21 protein-coding genes and 1 pseudogene are annotated in these 25421 nt (G+C 47.7%); 16 read left to right on the forward strand and 6 right to left on the reverse strand.

The genetic code is table 11. The annotated features are described in order from the left end of the window. Positions 1 to 112: 112 nt before the first annotated feature. Entirely contained in the window at positions 113 to 631 is a 519-nt protein-coding gene (locus tag IY568_RS09565; protein ID WP_125564265.1) for a DUF2062 domain-containing protein, read from the reverse strand. A gap of 24 nt (positions 632 to 655) precedes the next feature. On the opposite strand from IY568_RS09565, the gene IY568_RS09570 reads away from it, so the two are divergent. The 7 genes and pseudogenes from IY568_RS09570 to tcdA all read left to right on the forward strand — a co-directional run bounded on the left by IY568_RS09570 (position 656) and on the right by tcdA (position 8038). Next, positions 656 to 2866, forward strand: a complete 2211-nt coding sequence (locus IY568_RS09570; RefSeq protein WP_228553254.1) for a DNA internalization-related competence protein ComEC/Rec2 — start codon at positions 656 to 658, stop codon at positions 2864 to 2866. Between the two features lie 63 nt (positions 2867 to 2929). Continuing rightward, positions 2930 to 4671: pseudogene (gene msbA / locus IY568_RS09575) on the forward strand (lipid A export permease/ATP-binding protein MsbA). Next, a complete protein-coding gene (gene lpxK / locus IY568_RS09580; RefSeq protein ID WP_194867422.1) occupies positions 4668 to 5651 on the forward strand; it encodes a tetraacyldisaccharide 4'-kinase in 984 nt (327 codons plus the stop codon). Before msbA ends, lpxK begins: the two are co-directional and overlap by 4 nt. Next, a complete protein-coding gene (locus IY568_RS09585) occupies positions 5641 to 5838 on the forward strand; it encodes a Trm112 family protein (RefSeq protein WP_010381495.1) in 198 nt (65 codons plus the stop codon). Before lpxK ends, IY568_RS09585 begins: the two co-directional genes overlap by 11 nt. Further along, positions 5826 to 6590 (forward strand): 3-deoxy-manno-octulosonate cytidylyltransferase, encoded by a 765-nt coding sequence (kdsB, locus tag IY568_RS09590; protein WP_194867423.1) that lies wholly within the window; start codon positions 5826 to 5828, stop codon positions 6588 to 6590. The genes IY568_RS09585 and kdsB overlap by 13 nt, the downstream gene beginning before the upstream one ends. Next, positions 6577 to 7242 (forward strand): TIGR01621 family pseudouridine synthase, encoded by a 666-nt coding sequence (locus tag IY568_RS09595; protein WP_194867424.1) that lies wholly within the window; start codon positions 6577 to 6579, stop codon positions 7240 to 7242. Before kdsB ends, IY568_RS09595 begins: the two co-directional genes overlap by 14 nt. Position 7243: 1 nt before the next feature. Further along, on the forward strand, positions 7244 to 8038 hold the full coding sequence (tcdA, locus tag IY568_RS09600; protein ID WP_125564276.1) for a tRNA cyclic N6-threonylcarbamoyladenosine(37) synthase TcdA: 795 nt from the start codon (positions 7244 to 7246) through the stop codon (positions 8036 to 8038). Between the two features lie 25 nt (positions 8039 to 8063). Here tcdA and IY568_RS09605 read toward each other — a convergent pair whose 3' ends face one another. From IY568_RS09605 to IY568_RS09615, 3 genes are all read right to left on the reverse strand, one after another. Continuing rightward, entirely contained in the window at positions 8064 to 8468 is a 405-nt protein-coding gene (locus IY568_RS09605) for a SufE family protein (RefSeq protein WP_194867425.1), read from the reverse strand. Positions 8469 to 8470: 2 nt separating this feature from the next. After that, complete coding sequence (locus IY568_RS09610; protein ID WP_194867426.1) at positions 8471 to 9694, reverse strand: aminotransferase class V-fold PLP-dependent enzyme; 1224 nt, start codon at positions 9692 to 9694, stop codon at positions 8471 to 8473. A gap of 132 nt (positions 9695 to 9826) precedes the next feature. Continuing rightward, entirely contained in the window at positions 9827 to 11113 is a 1287-nt protein-coding gene (locus tag IY568_RS09615; RefSeq protein ID WP_125564282.1) for a citrate synthase, read from the reverse strand. A 412-nt stretch (positions 11114 to 11525) separates the two neighbouring features. Between IY568_RS09615 and sdhC the strand changes: the two genes are divergently transcribed. From sdhC to sucD, 8 genes are all read left to right on the forward strand, one after another. Then, positions 11526 to 11903: a succinate dehydrogenase, cytochrome b556 subunit gene (gene sdhC / locus IY568_RS09620; protein WP_081694265.1), complete on the forward strand. Its 378-nt coding sequence runs from the start codon at positions 11526 to 11528 to the stop codon at positions 11901 to 11903. Further along, complete coding sequence (sdhD, locus tag IY568_RS09625; protein WP_125564284.1) at positions 11894 to 12241, forward strand: succinate dehydrogenase, hydrophobic membrane anchor protein; 348 nt, start codon at positions 11894 to 11896, stop codon at positions 12239 to 12241. Before sdhC ends, sdhD begins: the two co-directional genes overlap by 10 nt. Continuing rightward, complete coding sequence (gene sdhA / locus IY568_RS09630; protein ID WP_010381483.1) at positions 12242 to 14014, forward strand: succinate dehydrogenase flavoprotein subunit; 1773 nt, start codon at positions 12242 to 12244, stop codon at positions 14012 to 14014. A 10-nt stretch (positions 14015 to 14024) separates the two neighbouring features. Then, positions 14025 to 14744: a succinate dehydrogenase iron-sulfur subunit gene (locus tag IY568_RS09635; RefSeq protein ID WP_010381481.1), complete on the forward strand. Its 720-nt coding sequence runs from the start codon at positions 14025 to 14027 to the stop codon at positions 14742 to 14744. A gap of 83 nt (positions 14745 to 14827) precedes the next feature. After that, positions 14828 to 17641 (forward strand): 2-oxoglutarate dehydrogenase E1 component, encoded by a 2814-nt coding sequence (gene sucA / locus IY568_RS09640; protein ID WP_138536452.1) that lies wholly within the window; start codon positions 14828 to 14830, stop codon positions 17639 to 17641. A 10-nt stretch (positions 17642 to 17651) separates the two neighbouring features. Continuing rightward, positions 17652 to 19136, forward strand: coding sequence for a 2-oxoglutarate dehydrogenase complex dihydrolipoyllysine-residue succinyltransferase (gene odhB / locus IY568_RS09645; RefSeq protein WP_194867427.1), 1485 nt, complete (start codon positions 17652 to 17654; stop codon positions 19134 to 19136). A gap of 186 nt (positions 19137 to 19322) precedes the next feature. Further along, complete coding sequence (gene sucC, locus IY568_RS09650; protein WP_010381475.1) at positions 19323 to 20489, forward strand: ADP-forming succinate--CoA ligase subunit beta; 1167 nt, start codon at positions 19323 to 19325, stop codon at positions 20487 to 20489. Next, positions 20489 to 21361 (forward strand): succinate--CoA ligase subunit alpha, encoded by an 873-nt coding sequence (sucD, locus tag IY568_RS09655; RefSeq protein WP_010381473.1) that lies wholly within the window; start codon positions 20489 to 20491, stop codon positions 21359 to 21361. The genes sucC and sucD overlap by 1 nt, the downstream gene beginning before the upstream one ends. A gap of 429 nt (positions 21362 to 21790) precedes the next feature. Here the strand turns inward: sucD and IY568_RS09660 are convergent, their stop codons facing one another. Next, positions 21791 to 22132, reverse strand: coding sequence for a hypothetical protein (locus IY568_RS09660; protein WP_194867428.1), 342 nt, complete (start codon positions 22130 to 22132; stop codon positions 21791 to 21793). Between the two features lie 196 nt (positions 22133 to 22328). Beyond that, positions 22329 to 23399 carry a DUF3083 family protein gene (locus tag IY568_RS09665; protein ID WP_194867429.1) on the reverse strand — a complete coding sequence of 357 codons (1071 nt, stop codon included), beginning with the start codon at positions 23397 to 23399 and terminating at the stop codon, positions 22329 to 22331. 253 nt (positions 23400 to 23652) lie between these two features. Here IY568_RS09665 and glnS point away from each other — a divergent pair, with 253 nt between their 5' ends. Then, entirely contained in the window at positions 23653 to 25314 is a 1662-nt protein-coding gene (gene glnS, locus IY568_RS09670) for a glutamine--tRNA ligase (protein ID WP_194867430.1), read from the forward strand. Positions 25315 to 25421 lie beyond the last annotated feature (107 nt).

Genomic DNA, 25421 nt, shown 5'->3' on the forward strand with positions numbered 1-25421 from the left:
GATGAAGACATACCCAATTTGAGAGACTTCCTCTCTTTAAGAGCAACTTATGGGGATTGGTATAATAGTTCGCTGGAAAAGCAGCCAGTTGGCTGCTAAACCATAAAGAGGGTTATTGGCTGGATTGCTGGTTACGCTCAGCCCAGGCTTTATTCACTGAGCGGCGCCACAGAAAGTCGATAACAAAGAAGCCCAAAATCGCGGCCATACAGGCGCAGATCAACGAGCCGAGCATAAATGCGGGCCCTATGGTTGAGAGGCTCTCGACCAGCCAGTTCCAGCTGGCTTCAAAGTGAAACGGTTGCTCCTCCTGGCCCAAAGCGAACGCACCTACCTGATAAGATGCATAGAAAATAGGGGGCATAGTAAGGGGATTAGTGATCCATACCAACGCGATGGAAAGTGGCAAATTGACTCTGAAAGGAATCGCCAGGGCGGCTGCAAGGACCATTTGAAAAGGAACAGGGATGAAAGCGAAGAACAGGCCGACGGAGAAGGCCCCTCGCGCCGAGCGGCGATTTAAATGCCAAAGGTTTGCGTCATGTAACAAGCTGCCGAATATTTTCAGCGACTTTTGCTGTTTGATCTTATTGTGATCGGGTAGAAACCTTTGGATCGTCTTCTTTGGCATGTTAATCAACCATTTACATCAATATTGATCTGCTGCGGCCTGATCAGCGGGTGCCTGATCTCAGTATTCTATCTGGGTCAGTGGCAGTGGTTCGTCTGCTCAGGCGTGCTCCTTTTTCTCTGCGGGTATTTTAAGGCTTTTTCGAGTGTTTTGGCAGGTTTTATTTTAGGTATTTTTGTGACGATTTGTCACTATTGGTTGGTTTATGCGCCACCAATTGCTGAAAAAGTCTTAGAGCAGGAAATCGCAGTGGCCGGTGTCGTGAGTAAAGTGATAGGTGCAAGTGCGCGACCTTATGTCACGCTGGAGCTGAAACAATTGGGTCAATATCAAGTACCCTGGTACCGTAATATACGGGTCAATGCCTCGTTGAGCGGTGAACTGCCTGGTGAGTTAAATGAGGTTGTTCTGTCCGGAACCGCCGTTCTTAAGCCATTTCGTAGTCGAAAGAATTTTTCGGTATTTGATGCCGAGCTTTATGCTTTTCGTAGCCAGATATTTTACAAAGGCCGGGTTGTCGTATCTGAGGTGATAGTTAATGAAGATAAATCCTGGCGAGCGGCATATCGAGATTGGGTGGCGGGTGCGTTCGATGGCTTACATTTTGGTTGGTTCTATTATGTGTTGCTAACAGGCGATAAAAGCGCCATTGCGCAAGCGGACAAAGACCATTTTAAATCTCTGGGCCTGAGTCACTTGCTGGCTATTTCTGGTTTGCATGTAGCCATTGTTTTTGCATTGAGTTTTGCTCTTTGTAAGCTCTGTTTGTTGTTTATGTGGCCACGTTTATCTCAATGGCACAACTATCAGCTGGGCTACTTTATTTTTGCGCTAGGACTCAGTGGCGGGTATGTATGGCTAAGTGGATTGCAGGTGTCCGCGCAGCGTGCCTGGTTGATGGCTTTGCTGGGGGCATGTTGCTTTTTGTTTGCCCGGCAGCTCAGCCCCGCAAGAGTCTTGTTGTATGCATTAGCCGTTATCCTGATTGCGAATCCTTTTGCGGTACTTAACCTGGGCCTGTATTTTTCATTTCTGGCTGTTGTGACGATCTTTTTCGTGTTTCGAACTGTAATGCAGGGATCAGTGCGTGCGCCCAAAGTTAAGCTTTTGTGTTATTTGCAATGCGCGCTATTTGTTGCGTTGTTGCCTCTCACTCTCTATTCCTATCATGGGTTTAGTGCGAGCAGTATTTTGGTTAACCTGCTGGTTGTGCCTGTGTTGACTATGGTGATATTTCCGCTTTTGTTGTTGCACGTACTTGCTGCGTTGATCATGGACATGACTCTGTTGGGCCCATTGGATGCACTTTTGCATTCTGTGTATCATTGGGCAAATTCCTTTCCATATCACTGGCAGTCGACTGGGACCGTGAGCATTGAGTTGGTGACGTTAGGCTACCTGACACTGCTCCTATGCACGTGTGCCGTAACTCGGATATTTGCCTGGATCCCATTGTCTGCTGGGGTGATATTTAGCGTGCTTGAGCGTCCTCCCGACTGGCAGGTGGATGTCTTTGATGTTGGCCATGGCACTGCGGTATTGGTATCAACGCAGGGTAAAGGTATTTTGATTGACTTGGGTGCCAGTTATTTTTCTCGTTATTCATTGTTTGACAATGTGATCAAGCCTTACCTTGAGGCGCGTCGTATTGGATTACTGCATACAGTGATAAGCCATGATGACAGAGACCATAATGGCGGTTTAGCAGATTTATACCGTTATGATGGTGGCCGCTCGCTTGAGCAGTTTCATGGAGGAGATGGCAAGGCGCTGTGTACATTACAAACGGTGACAATAGACAATTTAACTATCGAGTCGCTCTGGCCGATAGCACCGATGAACACTGACAACAATAACTCCTGTGTGATCAGGGTTAGTGATGGTAATACCCACCTGTTATTGCCCGGGGATATAGAGCAGCTGGCTGAGCATGAATTGTTGGCATTAAAAGGTGAAAAAATCCCCGCAGATATACTGATAGCACCACATCACGGTAGCAACACGTCGTCCAGCATGGCGTTTGTCTCTGCTGTTGCTCCGAGGTGGGTGGTGTTTTCACGCGGATATTACTCACCATGGCGCTTGCCGCACGAGGAGGTTGTTAAGCGTTATCAGTCAATCAACAGTCGTATGCTGGATACGGCCATAAAAGGTCAGATACGATTCAAAATAACCGGGACAAAAGTCCAATTAGAAACCGCCCGGGACAGGAAAAGTTTTTGGTTCTTAAGATAATGCATTCAGTTTTGCCATCAGTACCGCTACAATACGCGGGTTATGACGTACCAGAGAGACACTATGCAACAATCCGCCAAGCAGATCTACAAGCGGCTTCTGAGTTACACCTTCGATTTTAAAGTGCCCGCCTTGTTTGCCATTATTGGCATGCTCGGTTACGCCGCAATGGACGCACTCTTTGTTCAGTTGATGCAGCCTTTTATCGATGATGGTCTGACAGAGCGCAACGCCGAAGTGTTAAAAATGGCACCCATTGTGGTGGTGCTACTGGTTATTGGACGGGGTATTTTCAATTACATGGCATCATACTGTCTGAGCTATGTGGGCTCTCAGGTGGTCAGAAAGCTACGTCAGTCCTTGTTTGAGCATATGTTATTTTTACCTGTCAGTTTTCATGATCAACACTCTAATGGCGAAATGATCTCGAAAATTACGTTTGATACTGAACAGGTTCAACAAGCCGTAACCCGAGCTTTGCAGGTGATGATCCGTGAAGGGGCCTTCGTGCTGTTTCTGCTGGTGGTGATGTTCAATGCCAGCTGGCAGTTGTCTTTGATATTCTTAGTCGTCATTCCCATTGTCGGCGTGATTGTTAATCTGGTCTCTAAGCGTTTTCGCAAGATCTCAAAAAACATTCAGGATGCCATGGGAGAGGTGACTCGAAGCTCTGAGCAAATGCTGGCGGGGCATAAAGTGATCCATGGTTTCGGTGGCCAGGATAAAGAGATTACTCACTTTGCCGATGTCAACAATCGCAACCGTCAGCAAAGGGTGAAGATGGATGCAACCAGGGCGCTGAGCGTTTCCGTGATCCAAATTATTGCAGCCAGCGCGATGGCGTTGATCCTCGCTATTATCGCGATGCCAGAAATGATCGACACGATTTCGTCGGGTACCTTTGTGTCTTTGACCACGTCGATGATGATGATGCTCAGACCGCTCAAGCAGCTGGCCAATGTGAATAGCGATTTGCAGCGGGGGATTGCTGCTGCCACCAGTATTTTTGAAATTCTGGACAAAGAGCAGGAAAAGAATAAAGGCGAGCTCGAAGCGGATAGCGTGAAAGGCGAGCTGGCAGTTTCTGGCGTGACATTCCATTATCCGGGCAAAGACGAGGCCGTTATAAAATCCTTATCTTTGCAAATTCCGGCAGGTCAGAGTATCGCGCTGGTGGGGCGCAGTGGCTCGGGCAAATCAACGTTGTCCAACCTGTTACCACGTTTTTATGACTGGGATGAGGGAGAGATCACCCTAGATGGTGTGAAACTTCAAGACTACACTTTGTCATCGCTGCGCAAACAGTTTGCGCTGGTGTCACAACAGGTGGTGCTATTCAACGATACCATTGCTAATAACATCATGTATGGTCTGGAGCGTCCTATACTCAGGAGGAGCTGGAGCAGGTGGCGAAACAGGCGCATGTCTGGGAATTTGTTAAAGACTTACCAGAGGGTTTGAATACTATGGTGGGTGAAAACGGTGTGATGCTCTCCGGCGGTCAGCGTCAGCGCATTGCCATCGCCCGTGCGATTGTTAAAAATGCTCCAATCTTGATTCTGGATGAAGCGACTTCGGCACTGGATACAGAGTCGGAACGCTTAATCCAGCAAGCGCTCGACAACCTGATGAAAGATAAAACCTCTATTGTGATAGCACACCGCCTGTCTACTATTGAGCATTCTGATTGTATCTACGTGCTCGATCAGGGACGTATTGTCGAGCAGGGTAAGCACCAGGCTCTGCTGGAGCAAAAGGGCATTTATGCAGCGCTCTGCCAGATGCAGTATGGTGAGCAGGCATGAATCGCCTGGAGCGCAGCTGGTATAAGCCCTTGGGGCTATTAAATATCATACTGCTACCTTTGTCAGGCCTATTTTGGCTACTGAGTTCACTGCGCAGGGCGTTGTTTAAGCTCGGCCTTAAAAGTGTCTATAAAGCACCTGTACCGGTGATCATCGTTGGTAATATCGGCATTGGTGGCAATGGTAAAACGCCATTCGTGTTGTGGCTGGTACCGTACCTTGAGTCTTTAGGTTTGAAAGTCGCGGTGATCAGCCGTGGCTATGGTGCGCAACCACCCAGTCTGCCATATCGGGTAACAGATAGCAGCAGCGCTACAGAAGCAGGTGACGAACCTTTATTGATATACAAGCGACTAGGCTGTCCGGTGATGATAGGTGGCGATCGCCAGGCGAGTATTGAAACGCTGATGCGTGAAGATAAACCGGATATTATCGTCAGTGACGATGGCCTGCAGCACTATCAGCTGGCCCGGGATATTGAGATTTGCATCGTTGATGCGCAGCGCCGCTTTGGCAACACTCTATTGCTACCGGCTGGTCCGCTGCGTGAAACGCCAAGCCGACTGAAGCACACCGACTTGGTCGTCTATAATGGAAAGTCAGACGGGATTGGCTATGAGCTGGTACGCAGTGGCTATTTCAGTGTTCGCGATAATCAGACAATTGAAAAAATAGCCGAACGGGGCATTGCTGTGAGTGCCATTGGTAATCCGCAACGCTTTGAGCAGTCCTTGCGCTCAGATGGGGTTGAGCTGCTCGATACACTGCATTTTGCCGATCACCACGCTTACAGTGAGTCTGACTTTGCGACCTGCGAGGACCTGGCTGTATTTATGACCGAAAAAGACGCAGTAAAATGCCAGTCATTCGGTAAAGAAAATTGGTATTATCTAAAGGTAGATGCAAAGCCAAGTGCTGAGCTTATACAACAACTTAATTCGTTATTAAAACAAAAAGGGATAGTCAACCATGGCCTTTGACACTAAATTACTCGAGATTATTGCCTGTCCGGTTTGCAAAGGAAAACTGAGATTTGACAAAGACAATCAGGAGCTGATCAGCACAGCTGCTAAACTGGCTTACCCGGTAAGAAACGACATTCCAGTACTACTGGAAAATGAAGCGCGCGAATTATCGCTCGAAGAGGTCGAAAAGTGGAATTCATAGTCGTTATTCCGGCGCGTTACGCTTCAACCCGCCTGCCGGGCAAACCGCTGGCTGATATTTGTGGTAAGCCCATGATCCAACATGTTTATGAGCAGGCCCAGAAGTCGGGGGCAAAAGCTGTTTATATCGCGACTGACAATACTCAGGTGTTTGAACGCGCTCGAACCTTTACTGAAAACGTATTGATGACGCGAGAAGATCATCAGTCGGGAACTGAGCGTCTTGCGGAGGTGGTTGAGCAGCTGGGATTGGATGATGACACCTTAGTGGTTAATGTTCAGGGAGACGAGCCTTTACTGGCCCCGGAAAACATCACTCAGGTGGCAACTTTACTGCATGAAGCACAGGAAGCGCCGATGGCCACACTCAGTGTGGACGTGACAGACGTACAAGAAGTGTTGAATCCGAATGCGGTCAAAGTGGTTCAGGACGCCCACCACAATGCTCTGTATTTTTCACGGGCTTCTATCCCGTTTCAGCGCGACAGCATGATGACGCTGGATGAGAGCAAAGTTCCACTGGCACATTTTCAACGCCATGTGGGTATCTATGCCTATCGTGCCGGTTTCATTAAAACCTATCTGGCTTTACCGGTTTCTCCCCTCGAAGGTCAGGAGTCACTAGAGCAGTTACGCGTGCTGTATCACGGTTATCGCATCAAAATTGCTAAGGCTTGCCGTCCAGTTTATGCCGGGGTTGATACGCCTGAAGATTTAAAGCGTGTCGTAGAGTATCTCAATGGCACCCTTTGAGGTCATTGCCAGCCACTCGGACTTTTTGGTGGCGCTTAAGCCCGCCGGGGTGAGTTTTCACAGTGAGCAGGAAAGCGGTTTTGTTGCTTTATTAGCTGAACAGCTAGGAGAATCGCTATACCCTGTACACAGACTCGATAAGGTGACTTCGGGCTTACTGGTGCTGGCTCGCTCCAGTCATGCAGCAGCCAGGCTGACTGAGCTGTTTACCAGTCGTACCGTGGATAAATTCTATCTTGCCCTGATTGACAGCAAACCTAAAAAGAAGCAAGGCTGGATTAAAGGCGATATGGCTAAGTCTCGGCGTGGCACTTATAAGTTATTAACGAGTCAGGACAACCCGGCCATCACGCGCTTTTACAGTGCCAGCATAGCACCGGGTCTCAGAGCTTGTTTACTCAAACCATACAGTGGCAAAACCCATCAGCTACGGGTGGCGTTAAAAAGCCTGTCTGCACCTATTCTGGGCGATGTCAGCTATGGGGGGAGTGAGGCCGACAGGGTCTATCTGCATGCCTACTGTTTAAGTTTTGAGTGGGATAACGAAAGAATGACATTTTATGCTTTGCCGCAAGGCGGGGCTCGGTTTGCTGAACTGGCAGACACAGAAGTAATGCAAAGCTGGGCGCAGCCCGGAAAGTTAGAGTGGTAATATGACGCAAGATACATCTTTAAGGTTTGGTGGCATTGGCCGCTTGTATGGTAATACAGAATTAACCTGGCTTGGCGAAGCCAGCTTCTGTGTGATAGGTATTGGCGGTGTAGGCAGCTGGGTGGCTGAATCACTGGCGCGCACCGGCATAGGTAAAATTACCCTCATTGATCTTGATGATATCTGTGTCACAAATGTCAATCGCCAGCTGCATGCAAAAACTGAGACCATAGGCCAGCCTAAAGTCGAAGCCATGCAGGCACGTTGTCAGTCCATCAACCCGGATTGTCAGGTCGATGTGATAGATGATTTTATCACGCTGGATAACATTAAAACGCATATCCAGGGTTTTGATTATGTTATTGACTGTATTGATGCCGTCAAAGAAAAAGCCGCTCTAATCGCTCACTGTAAGCGACAAAAAATTCCAGTGATCACCACTGGCGGTGCAGGTGGTCAGACTGATCCGAGCCAGATTTGCTATGGGGATGTGGCCAAAACGACACACGACCCTTTGCTTGCAAAAGTCCGATATCTGCTGCGCAAGCAATATAATTTTACAACTAACCCGAAACGCAAGTTTGCTGTTGATTGTGTGTATTCAACAGAGCAATTGGTTTACCCAACTGGTGATGGTAGCGTCTGTAAGGCCAAACAAATGGCTGATGGCAGTAAGAATATGGACTGTGCGACCGGGTTCGGCTCTGCAACTATGGTCACGGGCAGTTTTGGCTTTTTTGCTGCGGCAAAAGCGATCCGTAAGTATCTGGACAAGCGGGCGAGGGAAGTTGGTTAATTCGCAATGGGTTATTCAGGTGCTATTACAGCACCTGAAGTTGTTGATGAATACGTTCCACAATCGCGCGAACGCCATTACCACGAGAAGGGCTCAGGTGCTTGATTAGGCCAAGAGTGTTAAATAATTCATAGCCATCAATTTTCTTTGCTTCTTCTGGTAACTGGTTGTTATAGCAAGCAAGAATAATCGCAAGTAAGCCTTTCACTATACGTGTGTCGGAATCGGCGATGAGGACCAGCCTCTGTTGTTGCTCATCCAGATCCAGGTGCAACCAAACTTTACTTTCACAACCTTTCACCAGAGCAGCTTCCGTTTTAAGCGCATCAGGCATCGCTGGAAGTGCTTTGCCTAGTAGCATGATTTCGCGATATTTGCCCTGCCAGGCGCTGTGCTGAGCAAGGGTCTGCTCTATGTGTGATAAGTCCATAATTACTCTTCTAATAAGCTGATTGTGTCTTTCAGTGCCGCGATAAATCGACAGATGTCCTGATGATTATTATAAAACGCCAGGCTGACTCGGATAGTCCCCTCAATGCCCAAATGCGCCATCAGTGGTTGCGTGCAGTGATGGCCACTTCTGACGGCAATACCGTGGGTATTCAGTAGCGTTGCCAGGTCGTAATGATGTTCATTTTTATAACTAAAGCTGACTGTGCCGACATTGTGGGTGGTATCTCCCCAAATCCGGATCCCGTCAATGTCGCTCAGTTGTTCAACTAAAGTACGATAAAGCGCCTGTTCGTGCTGGAACAAAGAATCATGCTCAAGCGTCACCAGGTAATCCAGGGCTGCGCCAAAGCCGATCACACCAGCAATGTTGGGCGTGCCGGGCTCAAATTTTTCAGGTGCCGGGCGAAAGGTGGTGCCAGTAAAGCTGACTGTGTCTATCATTTCACCGCCGCTTTGATAGACGGGCAGGGCATTCAGCAGTTCATAGCGACCATACAGGCCACCGAGGCCTGTTGGCCCTAATGCCTTGTGAGCCGAAAAGACATAAAAATCGCAATCCAGTTGCTGCAGATCCGGGCGCAGGTGTAATAAAGACTGTGCGCCATCTATCACTGTAACAGTATCTAATTTCTTGCAGCAGCCTATCAATGCTGCCACGTCATTGATATTACCCAGTGCATTGGAGGCGTGACAGACGCTCAGTACTTTTGGTTTTAGGCTCGCAATCAGGGCTTTTGCTTGTTCTAGCTGGAGAATACCTTGCGCATCCACTGGCAACAACTCAATACGTGCACCTGTGCGCTGTGCTGCGAGTTGCCAGGGGACGATATTCGCATGATGCTCCAAAGGTGAAAGCAGGATCACAGCGCCTTTATTCAGACGTTCGCTGAGGCCGTAGGCGATTAAATTGAGCGAGGCTGTTGCGCCACTTGTCCAGACGATTTCTCTGCTTTGTACGTTCAGAAACTGCGCAATTTTGCCCCTCACAGCTTCGTAGGCGGTCGTTGCCTGCTCACTGAGGGTGTGTAAACCCCTGTGTACATTGGCGTTTTGAGACTGGTAAAATTCCTTTACAGCCTGGATCACCTGATGCGGCTTTTGGGTCGTTGCAGCAGAGTCTAAATAACACAATGGCTGGTCATCTAGTGACACCGCAAAAATGGGGAAATCATGCCGAAGTTGTGTGCAAGGGTTTTCGTTCAAAAGGGTCTCCTACTGCGCCTGAGCAGGCGGATTTTACCGGATTTATAGTGGCTTGCAAGTCTGTCTGATCGAGAGGCATAAAAAAGGGCTGCCACTGGCAACCCTATTTCAAAAGCGTAAGTTAAGCGAGGCTTATCTGTCGCCTTCTTTTTTGTAGTCGCGTGCAGTGTAACCTGTGTACAGCTGACGTGGACGACCAATTTTGTGGCCCGGCTGAGACAGCATTTCGTTCCAGTGTGAGATCCAGCCAACAGTACGAGACATAGCGAAGATCACAGTGAACATGCTGGTCGGAATACCGATTGCTTTCAGGATGATGCCTGAGTAGAAATCAACATTCGGGTACAGCTTCTTCTCAACAAAGTACGGGTCTTCCAGCGCGATCTGCTCAAGTTTCATTGCAACGTCAAGCAATGGATCCTGAATGTTCAGCTCTTTCAGTACTTCGTGGCAAGTTTGACGCATTACGGTCGCACGTGGGTCGAAGTTTTTGTATACGCGGTGACCAAAGCCCATCAGACGGAACGGGTCGTTCTTGTCTTTTGCTTTTGCAACGTATTCGTCGATACGGTCAACTGTGCCAATTTCTTCCAGCATGTTCAGACATGCTTCGTTTGCACCACCGTGCGCAGGACCCCAAAGTGAAGCGATACCAGCAGCGATACATGCGTAAGGGTTAGCACCTGAAGAGCCGGCAAGACGGACTGTTGAAGTAGACGCGTTCTGTTCGTGGTCAGCATGAAGCATGAAGATACGATCCATTGCTTTCGCCAGAACAGGGTTCACCTTATACTCTTCAGCCGGTACTGAGAACATCATGTGCAGGAAGTTTTCAGCGTAGCTCAGGTCGTTACGTGGGTAAACGAACGGCTGACCTGTGTTGTACTTGTATGCCATAGCAGCAATCGTTGGCAGCTTAGCAACCAATTTGATTGCACAACGCATACGCTGGTCAGCGTCTGAGATGTCCAGGTCGTCATGGTAGAATGACGACAATGCACCAACCACACCACAAAGCATTGCCATTGGGTGAGAATCTACACGGAAACCTTGGAAGAAAGACGCAATTTTCTCATGCAACATAGTGTTGTGCGTGATGTTCTTTGCAAATTCTTCAAGTTGCGCGTCGTTTGGTAATTCACCGTTTAGAAGCAGGTAGCACAGCTCAATGTAGTTAGATTGCTCTGCTAATTGCTCGATTGGGTAACCACGGTGTAGTAGTACACCCTTTGCACCATCGATATAAGTAATAGATGATTCGCAAGAGCCAGTCGACATAAAACCAGGGTCGTATGTGAAGAAGCCGTGAGCGCCAAGTGTGCGGACGTCAACTACGTCCTGGCCAGCAGTGCCAGAGTAGATCGGGAGTTCGATCGGATCATGACCATCGATATGGACTGTGGCTTTCTTATCTGCCATCTATTTATCTCCTATGAAATAACAATATTCTGATTGTTATGTTGTGATACTAATGTTAAGCAAATTCAGATCATTCTAACTTAAAATGGGGGTGGAAAGTCAATTTTTCTGAGAATTATGCAGAAATGTATGATAAATATTCTACGCAGTTTAAATATTATACCATCGGCTAATTCGCAAGCGTCTCAATCTAAACAAGAATTGTAAAAGGCCGCTTGGCCTTATATACTATCTACGGTTTTATACCGTGTCGTCTGTGGGTAAACCTATTTTTACATTGGCATTTTTCACTTTGTGAACCGCTCAGTGTTTAAACAGGTATATCTAGAGTGTGCCATTTGTGCGAGCAGCGCAAGTGGTTTTATAAAAACAAGTAGATGAGCTCCTTTGTGAGCAAGATGGGCAAGTAACTGTGAAAAAGCAAAGACCTGTAAATCTAGATCTTACGACTATTTCTATGCCACCTACGGCAAAAGCGTCGATTTTGCACCGTGTCACCGGTGTTGCGTTATTCTTCGCATTGACCTTTGTCATTTGGGCGTGGTCTGAGTCTCTTTCTTCTCCTGAAGGGTTTGAATTTGTTAAAGAGCTAATGACTGGCTTTATTGCAAAATTCATCGCGTGGGGCACCCTCACCGTATTGTCTTACCACATCATTGGCGGTGTACGTCACATGATCCAAGACATGGGTCACTGGGAAGAATTAGAATCGGGCAACACCAGTGCTAAAATCGCATTGGCGCTGTGGGTAATCGTAGCCATCCTGGCAGGAGTGTGGATATGGTCTTAAATCAAGCAACTCTGAAGCGCGACGGTGTGCAAGACTATGTGTCTCTGCGCACGACAGCACTAATCATCCTGGCTTATTCGGTGTTTATCGTTGGCTATTTCCTGCTAACGCCCGAAATCAGCTATGAAGCCTGGACAGGTTTATTTTCAAACCTGGCCGTTAAAGCGGCAACTTTCATCACATTGGTATGCATCATGGTCCACACTCGCATTGGCTTGTGGCAGGTTCTGACGGACTACGTTAAGTGTTCAACGATGCGTTCTGTGCTGGGCTTTGTACTTAATCTGATGGCACTGGCTTATGTTGCTGTTGGCCTGTTTGTATTGTGGGGTGTTTAAGTGAAATATAATGTTCGTGAATTTGACGCTGTTGTAGTTGGCGCCGGTGGTGCTGGCATGCGCGCAGCGCTTGCGATTTCTGAGTCAGGCAAAACTTGTGCATTGATCTCTAAAGTATTCCCTACACGTTCTCATACGGTATCTGCACAGGGTGGTATTACAGTTGCGCTGGGTAATTCCCATGAAGACAACTGGGAATGGCACATGTACGACACGGTAAAAGGTTCTGATTACATTGGTGATCAGGATGCGATCGAGTACATGACCAAAACGGGTCCTGAGGCGATCACTGAACTTGAAAACATGGGTCTGCCTTTCTCTCGTTTCGAGAACGGCCGTGTTTATCAACGTCCTTTCGGTGGTCAGTCTAAGAATTTTGGTGGTGAGCAGGCTGCACGTACTGCGGCTGCGGCAGACCGTACAGGTCACGCATTACTACACTGCTTGTACCAACAGAACGTTAAGAACAAGACTAACGTTTTCTCTGAGTGGTACGCGCTCGATCTGGTTAAAAATGACAAAGGCGACGTTGTTGGTGTAACTGCAATTGATATTGAAAGCGGCGAAGTCGTTTACTTCAAGTCAAAAGCTGTTGTATTGGCAACGGGTGGTGCAGGTCGTATCTATGCATCAACCACTAACGCGCACATTAACACTGGTGACGGTGTTGGTATGGCAGTTCGTGCTGGCATCTCTATGCAGGACATGGAAATGTGGCAGTTCCACCCAACCGGTATCGCTGGTGCGGGTACGCTTGTAACTGAAGGTTGTCGTGGTGAAGGTGGTTACCTTCTGAATAAAGACGGCGAGCGTTTCATGGAACGTTATGCGCCTAACGCGAAAGACCTTGCGGGTCGTGACGTTGTTGCTCGTGCGATGATGACTGAAATCCGTGAAGGCCGTGGTTGTGAAGGTCCTTGGGGTACACACATTAAGCTTAAGCTTGACCACCTTGGTGAAGAAATGCTTAACCTGCGTCTACCAGGCGTATGTGACCTGTCTAAGACATTTGCTCACGTTGACCCAGCTAAAGAGCCAATTCCTGTTATCCCAACCTGTCACTACATGATGGGTGGTGTACCGACCAACGTAAATGGTCAGGTACTGAACGTGAATGAAAACGGCGAAGAGCGCATCATCGAAGGTCTGTTCGCGGTTGGTGAAATCGCGTGTGTATCTGTACACGGTGCAAACCGTCTGGGTGGTAACTCACTGCTTGACCTGGTTGTATTTGGTCGTGCAGCAGGTAACTTCCTGGGTACTTACCTACAAGGCTTTGAGTCTACAGGTGACGCATCTTCTGACGATGTTGAGCAGGCATTTGCGCGCTTTAACCGTTGGGAGTCATCTGAGAAAGGTAAAGGCGAAGATCCGGTTCAGATCAAGAAAGATCTACAAGAATGTATGCAGCTTAACTTCTCGGTATTCCGTGAAGGTGACGCGATGGCTGACGGCCTTAAAGAACTTAAAGAGATCCGTGAGCGTCTTAAGTTTGCGCGTCTTGACGACAAGTCAACTGAGTTCAACACCCAGCGTATCGAGTGCTTAGAGCTTGATAACCTGATGGAAACAGCTTACTCAACAGCCGTTGCTGCTAACTTCCGTACAGAAAGCCGTGGTGCACATTCTCGCTTTGATTTCCCTGAGCGTGACGATGAGAACTGGCTGTGCCACTCTCTGCATCACCCAGAGTCAGACACGATGACTAAGCGTGAAGTAAACTTTGCGCCTAAGACACGTGAAGCATTCCCACCGAAAGCACGTACATACTAGGAGCTAAGCGATGGCAACTTTAGAATTATCTGTTTATCGTTACAACCCTGACGTAGATTCAGCACCTCGTATGCAAGATTACAAGCTGGAGGTTGAAGAAGGTCGCGACATGATGGTGCTAGATGCACTGTTAATGTTGAAAGAACAAGATCCAACATTGTCTTTCCGCCGTTCATGCCGTGAAGGTGTGTGTGGTTCAGACGGTGTAAACATGAATGGTAAAAATGGTCTGGCCTGTATCACGCCACTATCTGCATTGCAGAACAACGGCAAAGGCAAGATTATTGTTCGTCCTTTACCTGGTCTGCCAGTGATCCGTGACCTGGTTATCGACATGAGCCAGTTCTACACGCAATATGAAAAGGTAAAACCTTACCTGATCAACGACAAGCCAACCGGTGGTGAAGAGCGTCTTCAAAGCATTGAAGAGCGTGACAAGCTGGATGGACTGTACGAGTGTATTCTGTGCGCATGTTGTTCAACGTCATGTCCATCGTTCTGGTGGAACCCAGATAAATTTATCGGTCCAGCGGGCCTTCTTCACGCGTATCGTTTCCTGGCTGACAGCCGTGATACTGCAACAGAAGAGCGTCTGGCTGACCTTGATGACGCGTTCAGCGTCTTCCGCTGTCACAGTATCATGAACTGTGTAAGCGTTTGTCCGAAAGGCTTGAATCCTACTAAGGCGATCGGACACATTAAATCTATGTTGTTAAATCGTTCGGTTTAATACATATTTAAATCTACAGATGGCATGCTCAGCATGCCATCTTGTTTTCGTTTAAGTTTCTGCGCTAGAAAAAGGGCTAATAAATGCACGAAGGTGTGATGAAGGCATGGCTGGAATCTTCGCACTTATACGGCGGCAACGTTGCATATGTTGAAGATTTATATGAGGCGTATCTTGATGATGCGGCTTCAGTGCCAGAAGAATGGCGAGAAGTGTTTGATCAACTGCCAAAGGTAGAAGGCGTTGACGTTGATGTTAAGCATTCAGAGATCAAATCTCAGTTTGCGGACCTTGCTAAAAACAAACACAGAGAAGTAATCGTTTCTGCGGAAGGTGCGGCAGATGCAAAACAGGTTCGTGTTTTGCAGCTTATTAATGCATTCAGATTCAGAGGTCACCAAAACGCGAATTTAGATCCATTGGGTCTATGGCAGCGTGATCGAGTTCGTGAACTCGACCTGGCCTATCATGATTTAGACAATGCCGACCTGGAAAAAGAATATAACGTTGGCTCTTTTGCAAGTGGCAAAGAGACAATGAAACTAAAAGACTTATACAACGCATTGAAGACCACTTACTGTGGTTCTATCGGTGCAGAGTATATGCACATTACTTCAACAGAAGAAAAACGTTGGTTACAGCAGCGCATCGAATCTTCCTTCGCACAGCCTAAATACAACAAAGAAACTAAGCTTAGGATCCTTAAAGGCCTGACCGCCGCTGATGGTCTTGAAAAGTATCTGGGTGCTAAATTCCCTGGCGCAAAACGTTTCTCACTGGAAGGTGGTGATTCACTGGTTCCTATGCTGAAAGAACTGGTACATCGTGCCGGTGAAAGTGGTCAGGAAGAAGTCGTCATTGGTATGGCACACCGTGGTCGCCTGAACGTACTGGTCAACGTATTGGGTAAAAACCCACAAGTACTGTTTGACGAATTCGCGGGCAAATACGGCGAATCAGCGGGCTCTGGTGACGTAAAATATCACATGGGTTACTCTTCAGACTTCGCAACGCAGGGCGGCAACGTTCACATGGCGCTGGCGTTTAACCCGTCACACCTTGAGATCGTAAACCCGGTTGTCATGGGGTCGGTACGTGCACGTTTGGACCGTCTTAACTGTAAGAGCGGCTCTAAAGCACTGCCAATTACTATCCATGGTGACTCAGCTATCGCAGGTCAGGGTGTAGTACAAGAGACATTCAACATGTCTCAGACTCGCGCTTATGGTGTGGGTGGTTCAATCCGCATCGTGGTGAACAACCAGGTTGGTTTCACTACGTCAAACCAGGAAGATACGCGTTCAACTGAGTACTGTACTGACATAGCTAAGATGGTTCAGGCACCGATTTTCCACGTTAATGCTGATGACCCGGAAGCGGTTGCGTTCGTTACGCAAGTTGCCCTTGATTTCCGCAACAAGTTTAAGCGTGATGTGGTGATTGATCTGGTTTGTTACCGTCGTCATGGCCACAACGAAGCTGATGAGCCAAATGCAACTCAGCCGCTGATGTATCAGAAGATCAAAAAGCACCCTGTACCGCGTCAGATTTATGCTGACAGATTGGTCGCAGAAGGCGTTTTGAGCGCTGATGAAGCAAAAACGCTGGCAGATGACTACCGTAACGGTCTGGATAAAGGCCAGATTGTGGTTGAAGAAATTCAGCCAGAGACCAAGCACTCTTCAGATTGGTCAAAATATGTTGGTCATGACTGGGATACCGATTACGAGGCAAGTGTTCCTGTTGAAAAGCTCAAAGAGTTGAGTGAGAAAATCTCGACTTACCCGGCGGATCACAAAGCTCAGTCGCGCGTTAAGAAAATCTACGACGACCGTAAGACCATGGCCAGTGGCGAGAAGCTACTTGACTGGGGTATGGCTGAAACACTTGCTTATGCGACTTTGGTTGACCAGGGTACGGACATTCGTTTGACTGGTCAGGATTCAGGCCGTGGTACTTTCTTCCACCGTCATGCGGTTGTGCACAACCAGGCTGATGCTTCAACTTATCTGCCGTTACAAAACGTTCGTGACGATCAGGGTCTGTTTGAAGTATATGACTCAGTTCTGTCTGAAGAAGCTGTATTGGCGTTCGAATATGGTTACGCGACGGCAGAGCCAACTTCATTGGTACTATGGGAAGCACAATTCGGTGACTTCGCTAACGGTGCGCAGGTTGTATTCGACCAATTCCTAAGCTCAGGTGAGCAAAAGTGGGGGCGCCTGTGTGGTCTGACTTTATTACTGCCACATGGTTATGAAGGTCAGGGCCCTGAGCACAGCTCTGCGCGTCTTGAACGTTACCTACAACTGTGTGCGGACCATAACATGCAAGTGTGTGTACCAAGTACTCCTGCACAAGTTTATGCCATGTTACGTCGTCAGTCAGTACGTCCTCTGCGTCGTCCTCTGATTGTTATGACACCAAAATCTCTACTTCGTCACCCTCTGGCTGTGTCTAGCCTGGATGAGTTGTCTGAAGGTGTTTTCCACAACATGATCGATGAGATTGATGACATCAATCCTGAAAACGTCGAGCGCGTTGTGTTCTGTAGCGGTAAGGTTTATTACGAATTGCTACAGGAGCGTCGCAAGCAAGAGCTGAATAATGTCGCTATCGTTCGTGTGGAACAGCTATATCCGTTCCCGCACAAAGAGATGGACGAAATCATGGCTCGCTACCAGCACGTTAAAGACTTCGTATGGTGTCAGGAAGAGCCTCAAAACCAAGGTGCCTGGTACTGTTCACAACACCATTTCTGGGAAGCTATCCCAAGTGGTGCGAAGTTGACTTACGCCGGTCGTAAAGCTGCAGCAGCGCCTGCATGTGGCTACATGTCGACCCATACAAAAGAACAAAATGCGTTGATTGCTGACGCTTTAACTATTAAGAAATAAGGAATTAGAGATGACGACCGAAATTAAGGTTCCTGTTCTTCCTGAATCTGTTGCGGATGCAACAGTTGCCACATGGCACGTAAGCGTTGGTGACAAAGTAAGCCGTGACCAAAACCTGGTAGATATTGAAACAGATAAAGTTGTGCTAGAAGTGGTTGCACCGGAAGACGGTGTTATCGTCGCTATCTCTGAAGAAGAGGGCGCAACGGTTCTTGGTGAGCAAGTTATCGCACAGCTGGGCGCGTCAGATGCCGCTCCAGCGCAATCAAATGAACAAACAGCAGCGCCAGCAGCGGCGCCAGCAGCAGAAGGTAAAGAAGTGGACATTAAAGTACCTGTACTTCCTGAATCAGTAGCAGACGCTACAGTTGCAACTTGGCATGTACAACCAGGTGAAGCGGTAAGTCGCGACCAAAACCTGGTAGACATCGAAACAGACAAAGTTGTTCTTGAAGTTGTTGCACCTGAAGACGGTGTAATGGGCGAGCAACTGCACGCAGAAGGTGAAACCGTTCTGGGTGAGCAAGTGATTGGTAAACTGGTTGCCGGTGGCGCGCCAGCAGCAGCGCCAGCTGCACAAGCAGACGCTGCATCAGCAAGCGATGACAATGCAGATGTGCTAACGCCATCTGTGCGTCGTCTGATTGCTGAAAAAGGTCTTGATGCTTCACAAATCAAAGGCACTGGCAAAGGCGGTCGCATCACTAAAGAAGATGTTGATGCATTCCTGAAAGCGCCAGCGGCAAAACCAGCAGCAGCGCAAGCGGCGGCAGCACCTGCGGCGCCAGTGGGTGACCGTACTCAGAAGCGTGTTCCAATGACTCGTCTGCGTAAGACTATTGCGAACCGTCTGCTTGAAGCGAAGAACTCAACGGCGATGCTGACTACGTTCAACGAAGTCAACATGAAGCCTATCATGGACCTTCGCAAGCAGTACAAAGACGTATTTGAAGAGCGTCACGGTATCCGTCTTGGTTTCATGTCTTTCTACGTGAAAGCGGTTACAGAAGCACTGAAGCGTTTCCCTGAAGTAAACGCGTCTATCGACGGCGATGACATCGTTTACCACAACTACTTCGACATCAGCATCGCGGTATCTACACCACGTGGTCTGGTAACACCAGTACTACGTGACTGTGATAAGCTGTCTGTTGCAGAAATCGAAAAAGGCATCCGTGAGCTGGCACTTAAAGGCCGTGACGGTAAACTAACTGTTGACGACATGACTGGCGGTAACTTCACCATCACTAACGGTGGTGTATTTGGTTCACTACTGTCTACGCCTATCATCAACTTGCCACAGTCTTCAATCCTGGGTATGCACAAAATCCAGGAGCGTCCAATGGCGGTCAATGGCAAGGTTGAAATCCTGCCTATGATGTACCTGGCGCTATCTTACGATCACCGTCAAATCGATGGTAAAGAATCGGTTGGCTTCCTGGTTACAATTAAGGAACTTCTGGAAGATCCAACGCGTCTGCTTCTGGACGTTTAATCATCTAGATTAAAGATTAAGCTGTATGTGAGCATTATGTCCGCATACAGCTTTTTTTTTGCGCCATTAGTCTTACTGGGGTTTTCATACAAGGCCTTGAGATCTATACTATGGGCGCAATTTGGGATAGCTGATTATTTGCATAAATATTCAGCTTTTTTAGTATAAAAAATTGGATAAAGCATCATGAATTTGCATGAGTATCAGGCAAAACAACTTTTTGCCGAATATGGTTTACCTGTATCAGAGGGTTACGCTTGTGACACGCCTCAAGAGGCTGTAGAAGCTGCTGGTAAAATCGGTGGTGACAAGTGGGTTGTAAAATGTCAAGTACACGCTGGCGGCCGTGGTAAAGCGGGCGGTGTAAAACTAGCAGACAGCAAAGACGAGATCCGCGCATTTGCTGAAAACTGGTTAGGCAAAAACCTGGTAACCTACCAAACTGACGAGAAAGGTCAGCCAGTTGCTAAAATCTTAGTAGAAAGCTGCACTGATATTGCAAATGAGCTATACCTGGGTGCTGTTGTTGACCGTGCTTCACGTAAAATCGTGTTCATGGCATCAACTGAAGGTGGTGTTGAGATCGAAGAAGTTGCTCACAACACACCAGAACTAATTCACAAAGCTGAGATCGATCCACTAGTCGGTCCTCAGGCTTACCAAGGTCGTGAGCTTGCGTTCAAACTAGGTCTGAACCCAACTCAAGTTAAGCAGTTCACTAAGATCTTCATGGGTCTTGCTGACATGTTCATCAACCACGACTTTGCACTACTAGAGATCAACCCTCTGGTAATCACTGACGAAGGTAACCTGCACTGTCTTGACGGCAAGATCGGTGTAGACGGCAACGCATTGTTCCGTCAGCCTAAGATCCGTGAATTCCACGATCCTTCACAAGAAGACGCGCGTGAAGCTCACGCAGCAAGCTTCGAGCTGAACTACGTTGCACTAGACGGTAACGTAGGTTGTATGGTTAACGGTGCTGGCCTAGCGATGGGTACTATGGACATCGTAAACCTGCACGGCGGTAAGCCAGCTAACTTCCTTGACGTAGGTGGCGGCGCAACTAAAGAGCGTGTATCTGAAGCGTTCAAGATCATCCTTTCTGATGACAACGTTAAAGCTGTACTAGTTAACATCTTCGGCGGTATCGTTCGTTGTGACATGATCGCAGAAGGTATCATCGGTGCGGTTAAAGAAGTTGGCGTAAACGTACCAGTAGTTGTACGTCTTGAAGGTACTAACGCTGAAGCGGGTCGTGAAGTACTAGCTAACTCTGGCCTTGACATCATTGCAGCTGAGTCTCTAACTGACGCTGCTGAGAAAGTAGTTGCTGCTGCGGAGGGCAAATAATGTCTGTACTAATTAACAAAGATACTAAAGTAATCTGTCAGGGTTTCACTGGTGGCCAGGGTACTTTCCACTCTGAGCAAGCTATCCAGTACGGTACGCAAATGGTTGGTGGTGTTTCTCCTGGTAAAGGCGGCACAACTCACCTGGGTCTGCCAGTATTCAACACTGTACGTGAAGCGGTAGAGTCTACTGGTGCAACTGCATCTGTAATCTACGTACCAGCTGCATTCTGTAAAGACGCTATCCTTGAAGCGATCGATGCAGGTATCGAGCTAATCGTATGTATCACTGAAGGCATCCCAACACTTGATATGGTTGATGTTAAAGTGAAGCTGGAAGAAACTGGCGTTCGCATGATTGGTCCTAACTGCCCAGGTGTTATCACTCCGGGCGAGTGTAAGATCGGTATCATGCCTGGTCACATCCACCTTCCTGGTAAAGTAGGCATCGTATCCCGTTCAGGTACTTTGACTTATGAAGCGGTTAAGCAAACTACTGACGCTGGCTTCGGTCAGTCTACTTGTGTAGGTATCGGTGGTGACCCAATCCCAGGTACTAACTTCATCGACGTACTGGAAATGTTCCAGAACGATCCTAAGACTGAAGCAATCGTAATGATTGGTGAGATCGGTGGTACTGCTGAAGAAGAAGCGGCAGAATACATCAAGCACAACGTGACTAAGCCAGTTGTTTCTTACATTGCAGGTGTTACAGCGCCTCCAGGTAAGCGTATGGGTCACGCAGGTGCGATCATCGCAGGTGGTAAAGGTACAGCTGACGAGAAGTTCGCTGCACTAGAAGCTGCTGGTGTTAAGACCGTTCGCTCACTTGCTGAGATCGGTTCTGCACTGAAAGAAAAAGCAGGCTGGTAATCACTTTACCTGCTTTGTAAAAAGGCGCCTCAGGGCGCCTTTTTTGATCTAGCCTTTGACGCTAAGCAATACAAAGCGAAAAGCTAATCGTGACCTTCTTATACCAATTGCACTTTAATACTAATTTCACTTAACACCTGGTCTATTTGAAGGGGCAAATAGGGCGCTAACAGCGTTAAGAATTTCTCATTTATAACTTTATACCTTAAACATAGGTTCACAAATTTTTGCCTCGCCTACTTGGACGTAGGTGCCACAGCGATAGCAGGACGCGAGAACGGTGTTATCGACCCTATTTACTCGCCTCAAAATAATTCACTTAAATAAGCAAATAGGTATAAGCTCTATCACAATGTGCTTTTGCTACGCTACTTGGCTCGATGCTATTCGAGTAGTATGCCCAAATATAAGGACCACCCGCACCTTCATTCAGGTCACCACCTGCGTGTTTATAGCAATCAATTTTGTAGGTTCATTGTGATCAGTGGGTAAAAACAGGAGTTCAGTAATGGCGGGGTCCTGACCATCAATTTGCCAGTACATATAGATGTACTTTCCTTTGGCGCCACTGTTTAGGTCTATGGGAGACCATTCCCAGCCCGAGATTGAGTTTTTCTGAGGGGAGTCATAGGCTTTAACTAGAATTACGGTGACTGACTGTCCCGGTAGTTGTTGATATCCAGAATAAATATAATCGCCGCCAACACCTTGATCCAGGTCTGCGGTAAAAAGTTCCAGCTTTTTTAAATAGCGGCCCTGGCGTAGTGTCATTTTGAATTTTGAGATTTGGAATAGCCATTTTAATTCTCCTTGTGCAGTTTAGGTTTATAGTCCTTGGTGGGTTGGCCAAACTATAGTCACTAAAGGAGAGGTCAGGTATTACATCTCATTGGCAGGTTAAGTCCGTGACAAGCGCTGCAACAGTTGCTGGTAGAAAGCGGGGGAGAGACCCCCGCTGAAAAGAAGTTTAATCCTGATAACTGATATGCTGGAAGAAACGTACAATCACGTCTTGCTTTTCAGGGTTAATCGGCAGTTTACCGGTTAAACGACGGATCATGGTTTCGGCATTGTTCATAAACTTACCATAACCTACGTCTTTTTTATCTTTGTCGCTAGCCACTACCACGAAGTGCATGGTGTCGCACAGGTGTTCACCTGCCCAGATCGAGCGCACCTGGCCATCCAACGCCGAGGTATCAAAGCTGAGCTTTTGTAACTCGCGGTTTGCGTCTGATTTATCTATCTGGCTGCTGCGTACCAGTGGCAGGCGGCCGTCTGCGATAAAACCGACGTGGGTCAATTGTAGCTGGTCGCACAAAGTTAAAAAGCTGTCTTCGATGCTACGATAAAACTGCGCGTAGTCGCCCGGGCGCATCTGACTTTGATATTCAGTTTTAATTGCACGGGTGATAGGCACTGAAAACGACACATAGCTCATCTCTGAATGTTGCTCTGGTAAGCTACAGTTACGTGCCTGATAACGGGGATATAAACTGCGTAGCTTATATCCATAGCTTTCCCTGTGGCCTTTCACCTTAGCGAAAATATCATAGGTCAGATGCTGATGGTCGCGTACTTTATACGACAGGCCTTCTGGTTCATACTGCTCTTTTAAGTCGTCCAGCGCTTTTTTCACTTTGCTGTGAAAGCTGGCAGCGTTGGCACGCAGTTCGTCACCCGTAGCCAGGAATAACAAGCGGATTTTGCGCGCTTTATGAACCGCCTCGTAGTGTATCTTGTGACCTTCGTGATACTTAGGGTTGTAAAAGAACAGGATCTGCTTATCCGTTTGCAGGCTGTAGGCCTCATCGTGATAGCGAACAACTGGTAGCTTGTCATTAGCAATCACGTGGACGTTAAATAACTCGTGTTCGTCGCAAATGGCAAACAACTTTCGGGCCAGGCGTTGGTAACAGCTTTCTACGTCGTCAAAGCAATCGAAGAATGCGTCGCTGGGTTTAAACTCAGCCAGAATATAATGGTTGTTGCGTGCGTTCGTTGGAATATAAACGCGATGAAGATTCATTGATGCCATAGGTTTTTCCTTGCGATACCTCTGTTGTTGACGCCTATGATAGAGTGACCTTGTGACGAATATATTGCGCTAGAACAAAATTTGTCATAAAAATGACGCGCCATTTTACACTTGAATTGGTTGTTTTATACCCAGGTTTACGTAATTACGTGGTAAATCTGTTCTCGCCTCAGTTTTACGCTGTTCGTTGCGCGAACTTTTTGTAATAATGCCTCAGTTAACTGGTACTAAATTTTCAGAGGAATGAGTTCCTATGGCGGAAGCAGAAAATCGCCCAACAAACTTTATAACAAATATCATTGATGCGGACTTGGCCAGCGGTAAGCATGGCGGCACGCACACGCGCTTTCCACCAGAGCCGAATGGCTACTTACACATAGGCCATGCTAAGTCTATTTGTCTGAACTTTGGCATCGCGCGCGACTACCAGGGCCTGTGTAACCTGCGCTTTGACGATACGAACCCGGAAAAAGAAGATCTGGATTACGTTAACTCAATTAAAGAAGACGTGCAGTGGCTGGGCTTTAATTGGGACGGTGAGATCTGCTATTCGTCTAACTACTTTGACAAGTTATACGAGTATGCGGTTGAGCTGATCAACAAAGGCCTTGCTTACGTGTGTTTTCTGTCGCCAGAGCAGGCGCGTGAATACCGTGGCACCCTAACTGAGCCGGGTAAAAACAGCCCGCATCGCGACACCTCACCAGAAGAAAACCTGGCGCTGTTCGAAAAAATGAAGAACGGCGAGTTCAAAGAAGGTGAGTGTGTATTGCGTGCCAAGATTGATATGGCCAGCTCTTTCATGGTTCTGCGCGATCCAATCATTTATCGTATTCGTTTTGCTCACCACCATCAGACAGGTGACAAGTGGTGCATTTACCCAATGTACGACTTTACGCACTGTATTTCGGATGCACTGGAAGGGATCACCCATTCACTGTGTACGCTGGAGTTCCAGGATAACCGCCGTTTGTACGACTGGGTACTGGACAACATCAGTCTTGAGTGTCACCCGCAACAGATCGAGTTTTCTCGTCTGAACCTTGAATACACCGTGATGTCAAAGCGTAAGCTGAATGACCTGGTGGTGAATGGTCAGGTAGAAGGCTGGGACGATCCCCGTATGCCAACCATTGCTGGTCTGCGTCGTCGTGGTTATACCCCTGCGTCTATCCGCGAATTCTGTAAGCGCATCGGTATTACCAAGCAAGACAACATGGTTGAAATGGGCATGCTCGAAGCCTGTATCCGTGACGATCTGAACGAAAATGCACCCCGTGCGATGGCTGTGCTTGATCCGGTTAAGATAGTCATCGAGAACTATGATGCCGAGCAGGTTGAAATGCTTGACGCGCCTAACCACCCAACGCTGGATATGGGCTCACGTCAGCTGCCGTTCACACGTGAAATCTTCATCGAGCGCGATGACTTCCGTGTTGAAGCAAATAAAAAGTTTAAGCGTCTGGTACTGGGCAAAGAAGTGCGTCTGCGTAATGCCTATGTGATCAAAGCTGAGCGTGTTGAAGAAGACGACGCGGGCAACATCACCACGATTTACTGTACATACGACGCCGATACTCTGGGTAAAAACCCGGCTGATGGTCGCAAAGTGAAAGGGGTGATCCACTGGGTATCTGCAAGTCACTGCATTGACGCAGAAGTACGTCAGTATGACCGCCTGTTCAATGTACCAAACCCGGCAGCAGCGGAAGACTTTGCAACTACGCTGAACCCGGACTCACTGGTTATCATTGCAAATGCTAAGCTTGAGCCGTCTCTGGCAGAAGCAGCACCTGAGCAGGGCTTCCAGTTCGAGCGTTTAGGTTATTACTGCCGTGATAACAAGGGCGATACGCTAACGTTTAACCAGACGGTTGGTTTGCGTGACTCCTGGGCGAAAATCGAAAACGCCTAACACGTGCAAATAATAAAAAGGTCGGCTTATGTCGGCCTTTTTTAATTATCATGCACGAACTACATAACCGATTTGATAACATACGCTTGCAGCAATCGATGAACATC

The sequence above is a fragment of the Pseudoalteromonas sp. PPB1 genome (assembly GCF_015356275.1).
GTDB classification, from domain to species: domain Bacteria; phylum Pseudomonadota; class Gammaproteobacteria; order Enterobacterales; family Alteromonadaceae; genus Pseudoalteromonas; species Pseudoalteromonas rubra_D.

What these genes read in the sequence shown, in the direction of transcription:
- IY568_RS09660 (WP_194867428.1), bottom strand. Translation starts at nt 22,132, where the DNA reads ATGACACTACGCCAGGGCCGCTATTTAAAAAAGCTGGAACTTTTTACC.
- sucC (WP_010381475.1), top strand. Translation starts at nt 19,323, where the DNA reads ATGAATTTGCATGAGTATCAGGCAAAACAACTTTTTGCCGAATATGGT.
- odhB (WP_194867427.1), top strand. Translation starts at nt 17,652, where the DNA reads ATGACGACCGAAATTAAGGTTCCTGTTCTTCCTGAATCTGTTGCGGAT.
- IY568_RS09565 (WP_125564265.1), bottom strand. Translation starts at nt 631, where the DNA reads ATGCCAAAGAAGACGATCCAAAGGTTTCTACCCGATCACAATAAGATC.
- sucA (WP_138536452.1), top strand. Translation starts at nt 14,828, where the DNA reads ATGCACGAAGGTGTGATGAAGGCATGGCTGGAATCTTCGCACTTATAC.
- sucD (WP_010381473.1), top strand. Translation starts at nt 20,489, where the DNA reads ATGTCTGTACTAATTAACAAAGATACTAAAGTAATCTGTCAGGGTTTC.
- tcdA (WP_125564276.1), top strand. Translation starts at nt 7,244, where the DNA reads ATGACGCAAGATACATCTTTAAGGTTTGGTGGCATTGGCCGCTTGTAT.
- IY568_RS09615 (WP_125564282.1), bottom strand. Translation starts at nt 11,113, where the DNA reads ATGGCAGATAAGAAAGCCACAGTCCATATCGATGGTCATGATCCGATC.
- IY568_RS09595 (WP_194867424.1), top strand. Translation starts at nt 6,577, where the DNA reads ATGGCACCCTTTGAGGTCATTGCCAGCCACTCGGACTTTTTGGTGGCG.
- IY568_RS09605 (WP_194867425.1), bottom strand. Translation starts at nt 8,468, where the DNA reads ATGGACTTATCACACATAGAGCAGACCCTTGCTCAGCACAGCGCCTGG.
- IY568_RS09665 (WP_194867429.1), bottom strand. Translation starts at nt 23,399, where the DNA reads ATGGCATCAATGAATCTTCATCGCGTTTATATTCCAACGAACGCACGC.
- glnS (WP_194867430.1), top strand. Translation starts at nt 23,653, where the DNA reads ATGGCGGAAGCAGAAAATCGCCCAACAAACTTTATAACAAATATCATT.
- lpxK (WP_194867422.1), top strand. Translation starts at nt 4,668, where the DNA reads ATGAATCGCCTGGAGCGCAGCTGGTATAAGCCCTTGGGGCTATTAAAT.
- sdhD (WP_125564284.1), top strand. Translation starts at nt 11,894, where the DNA reads ATGGTCTTAAATCAAGCAACTCTGAAGCGCGACGGTGTGCAAGACTAT.
- IY568_RS09585 (WP_010381495.1), top strand. Translation starts at nt 5,641, where the DNA reads ATGGCCTTTGACACTAAATTACTCGAGATTATTGCCTGTCCGGTTTGC.
- IY568_RS09635 (WP_010381481.1), top strand. Translation starts at nt 14,025, where the DNA reads ATGGCAACTTTAGAATTATCTGTTTATCGTTACAACCCTGACGTAGAT.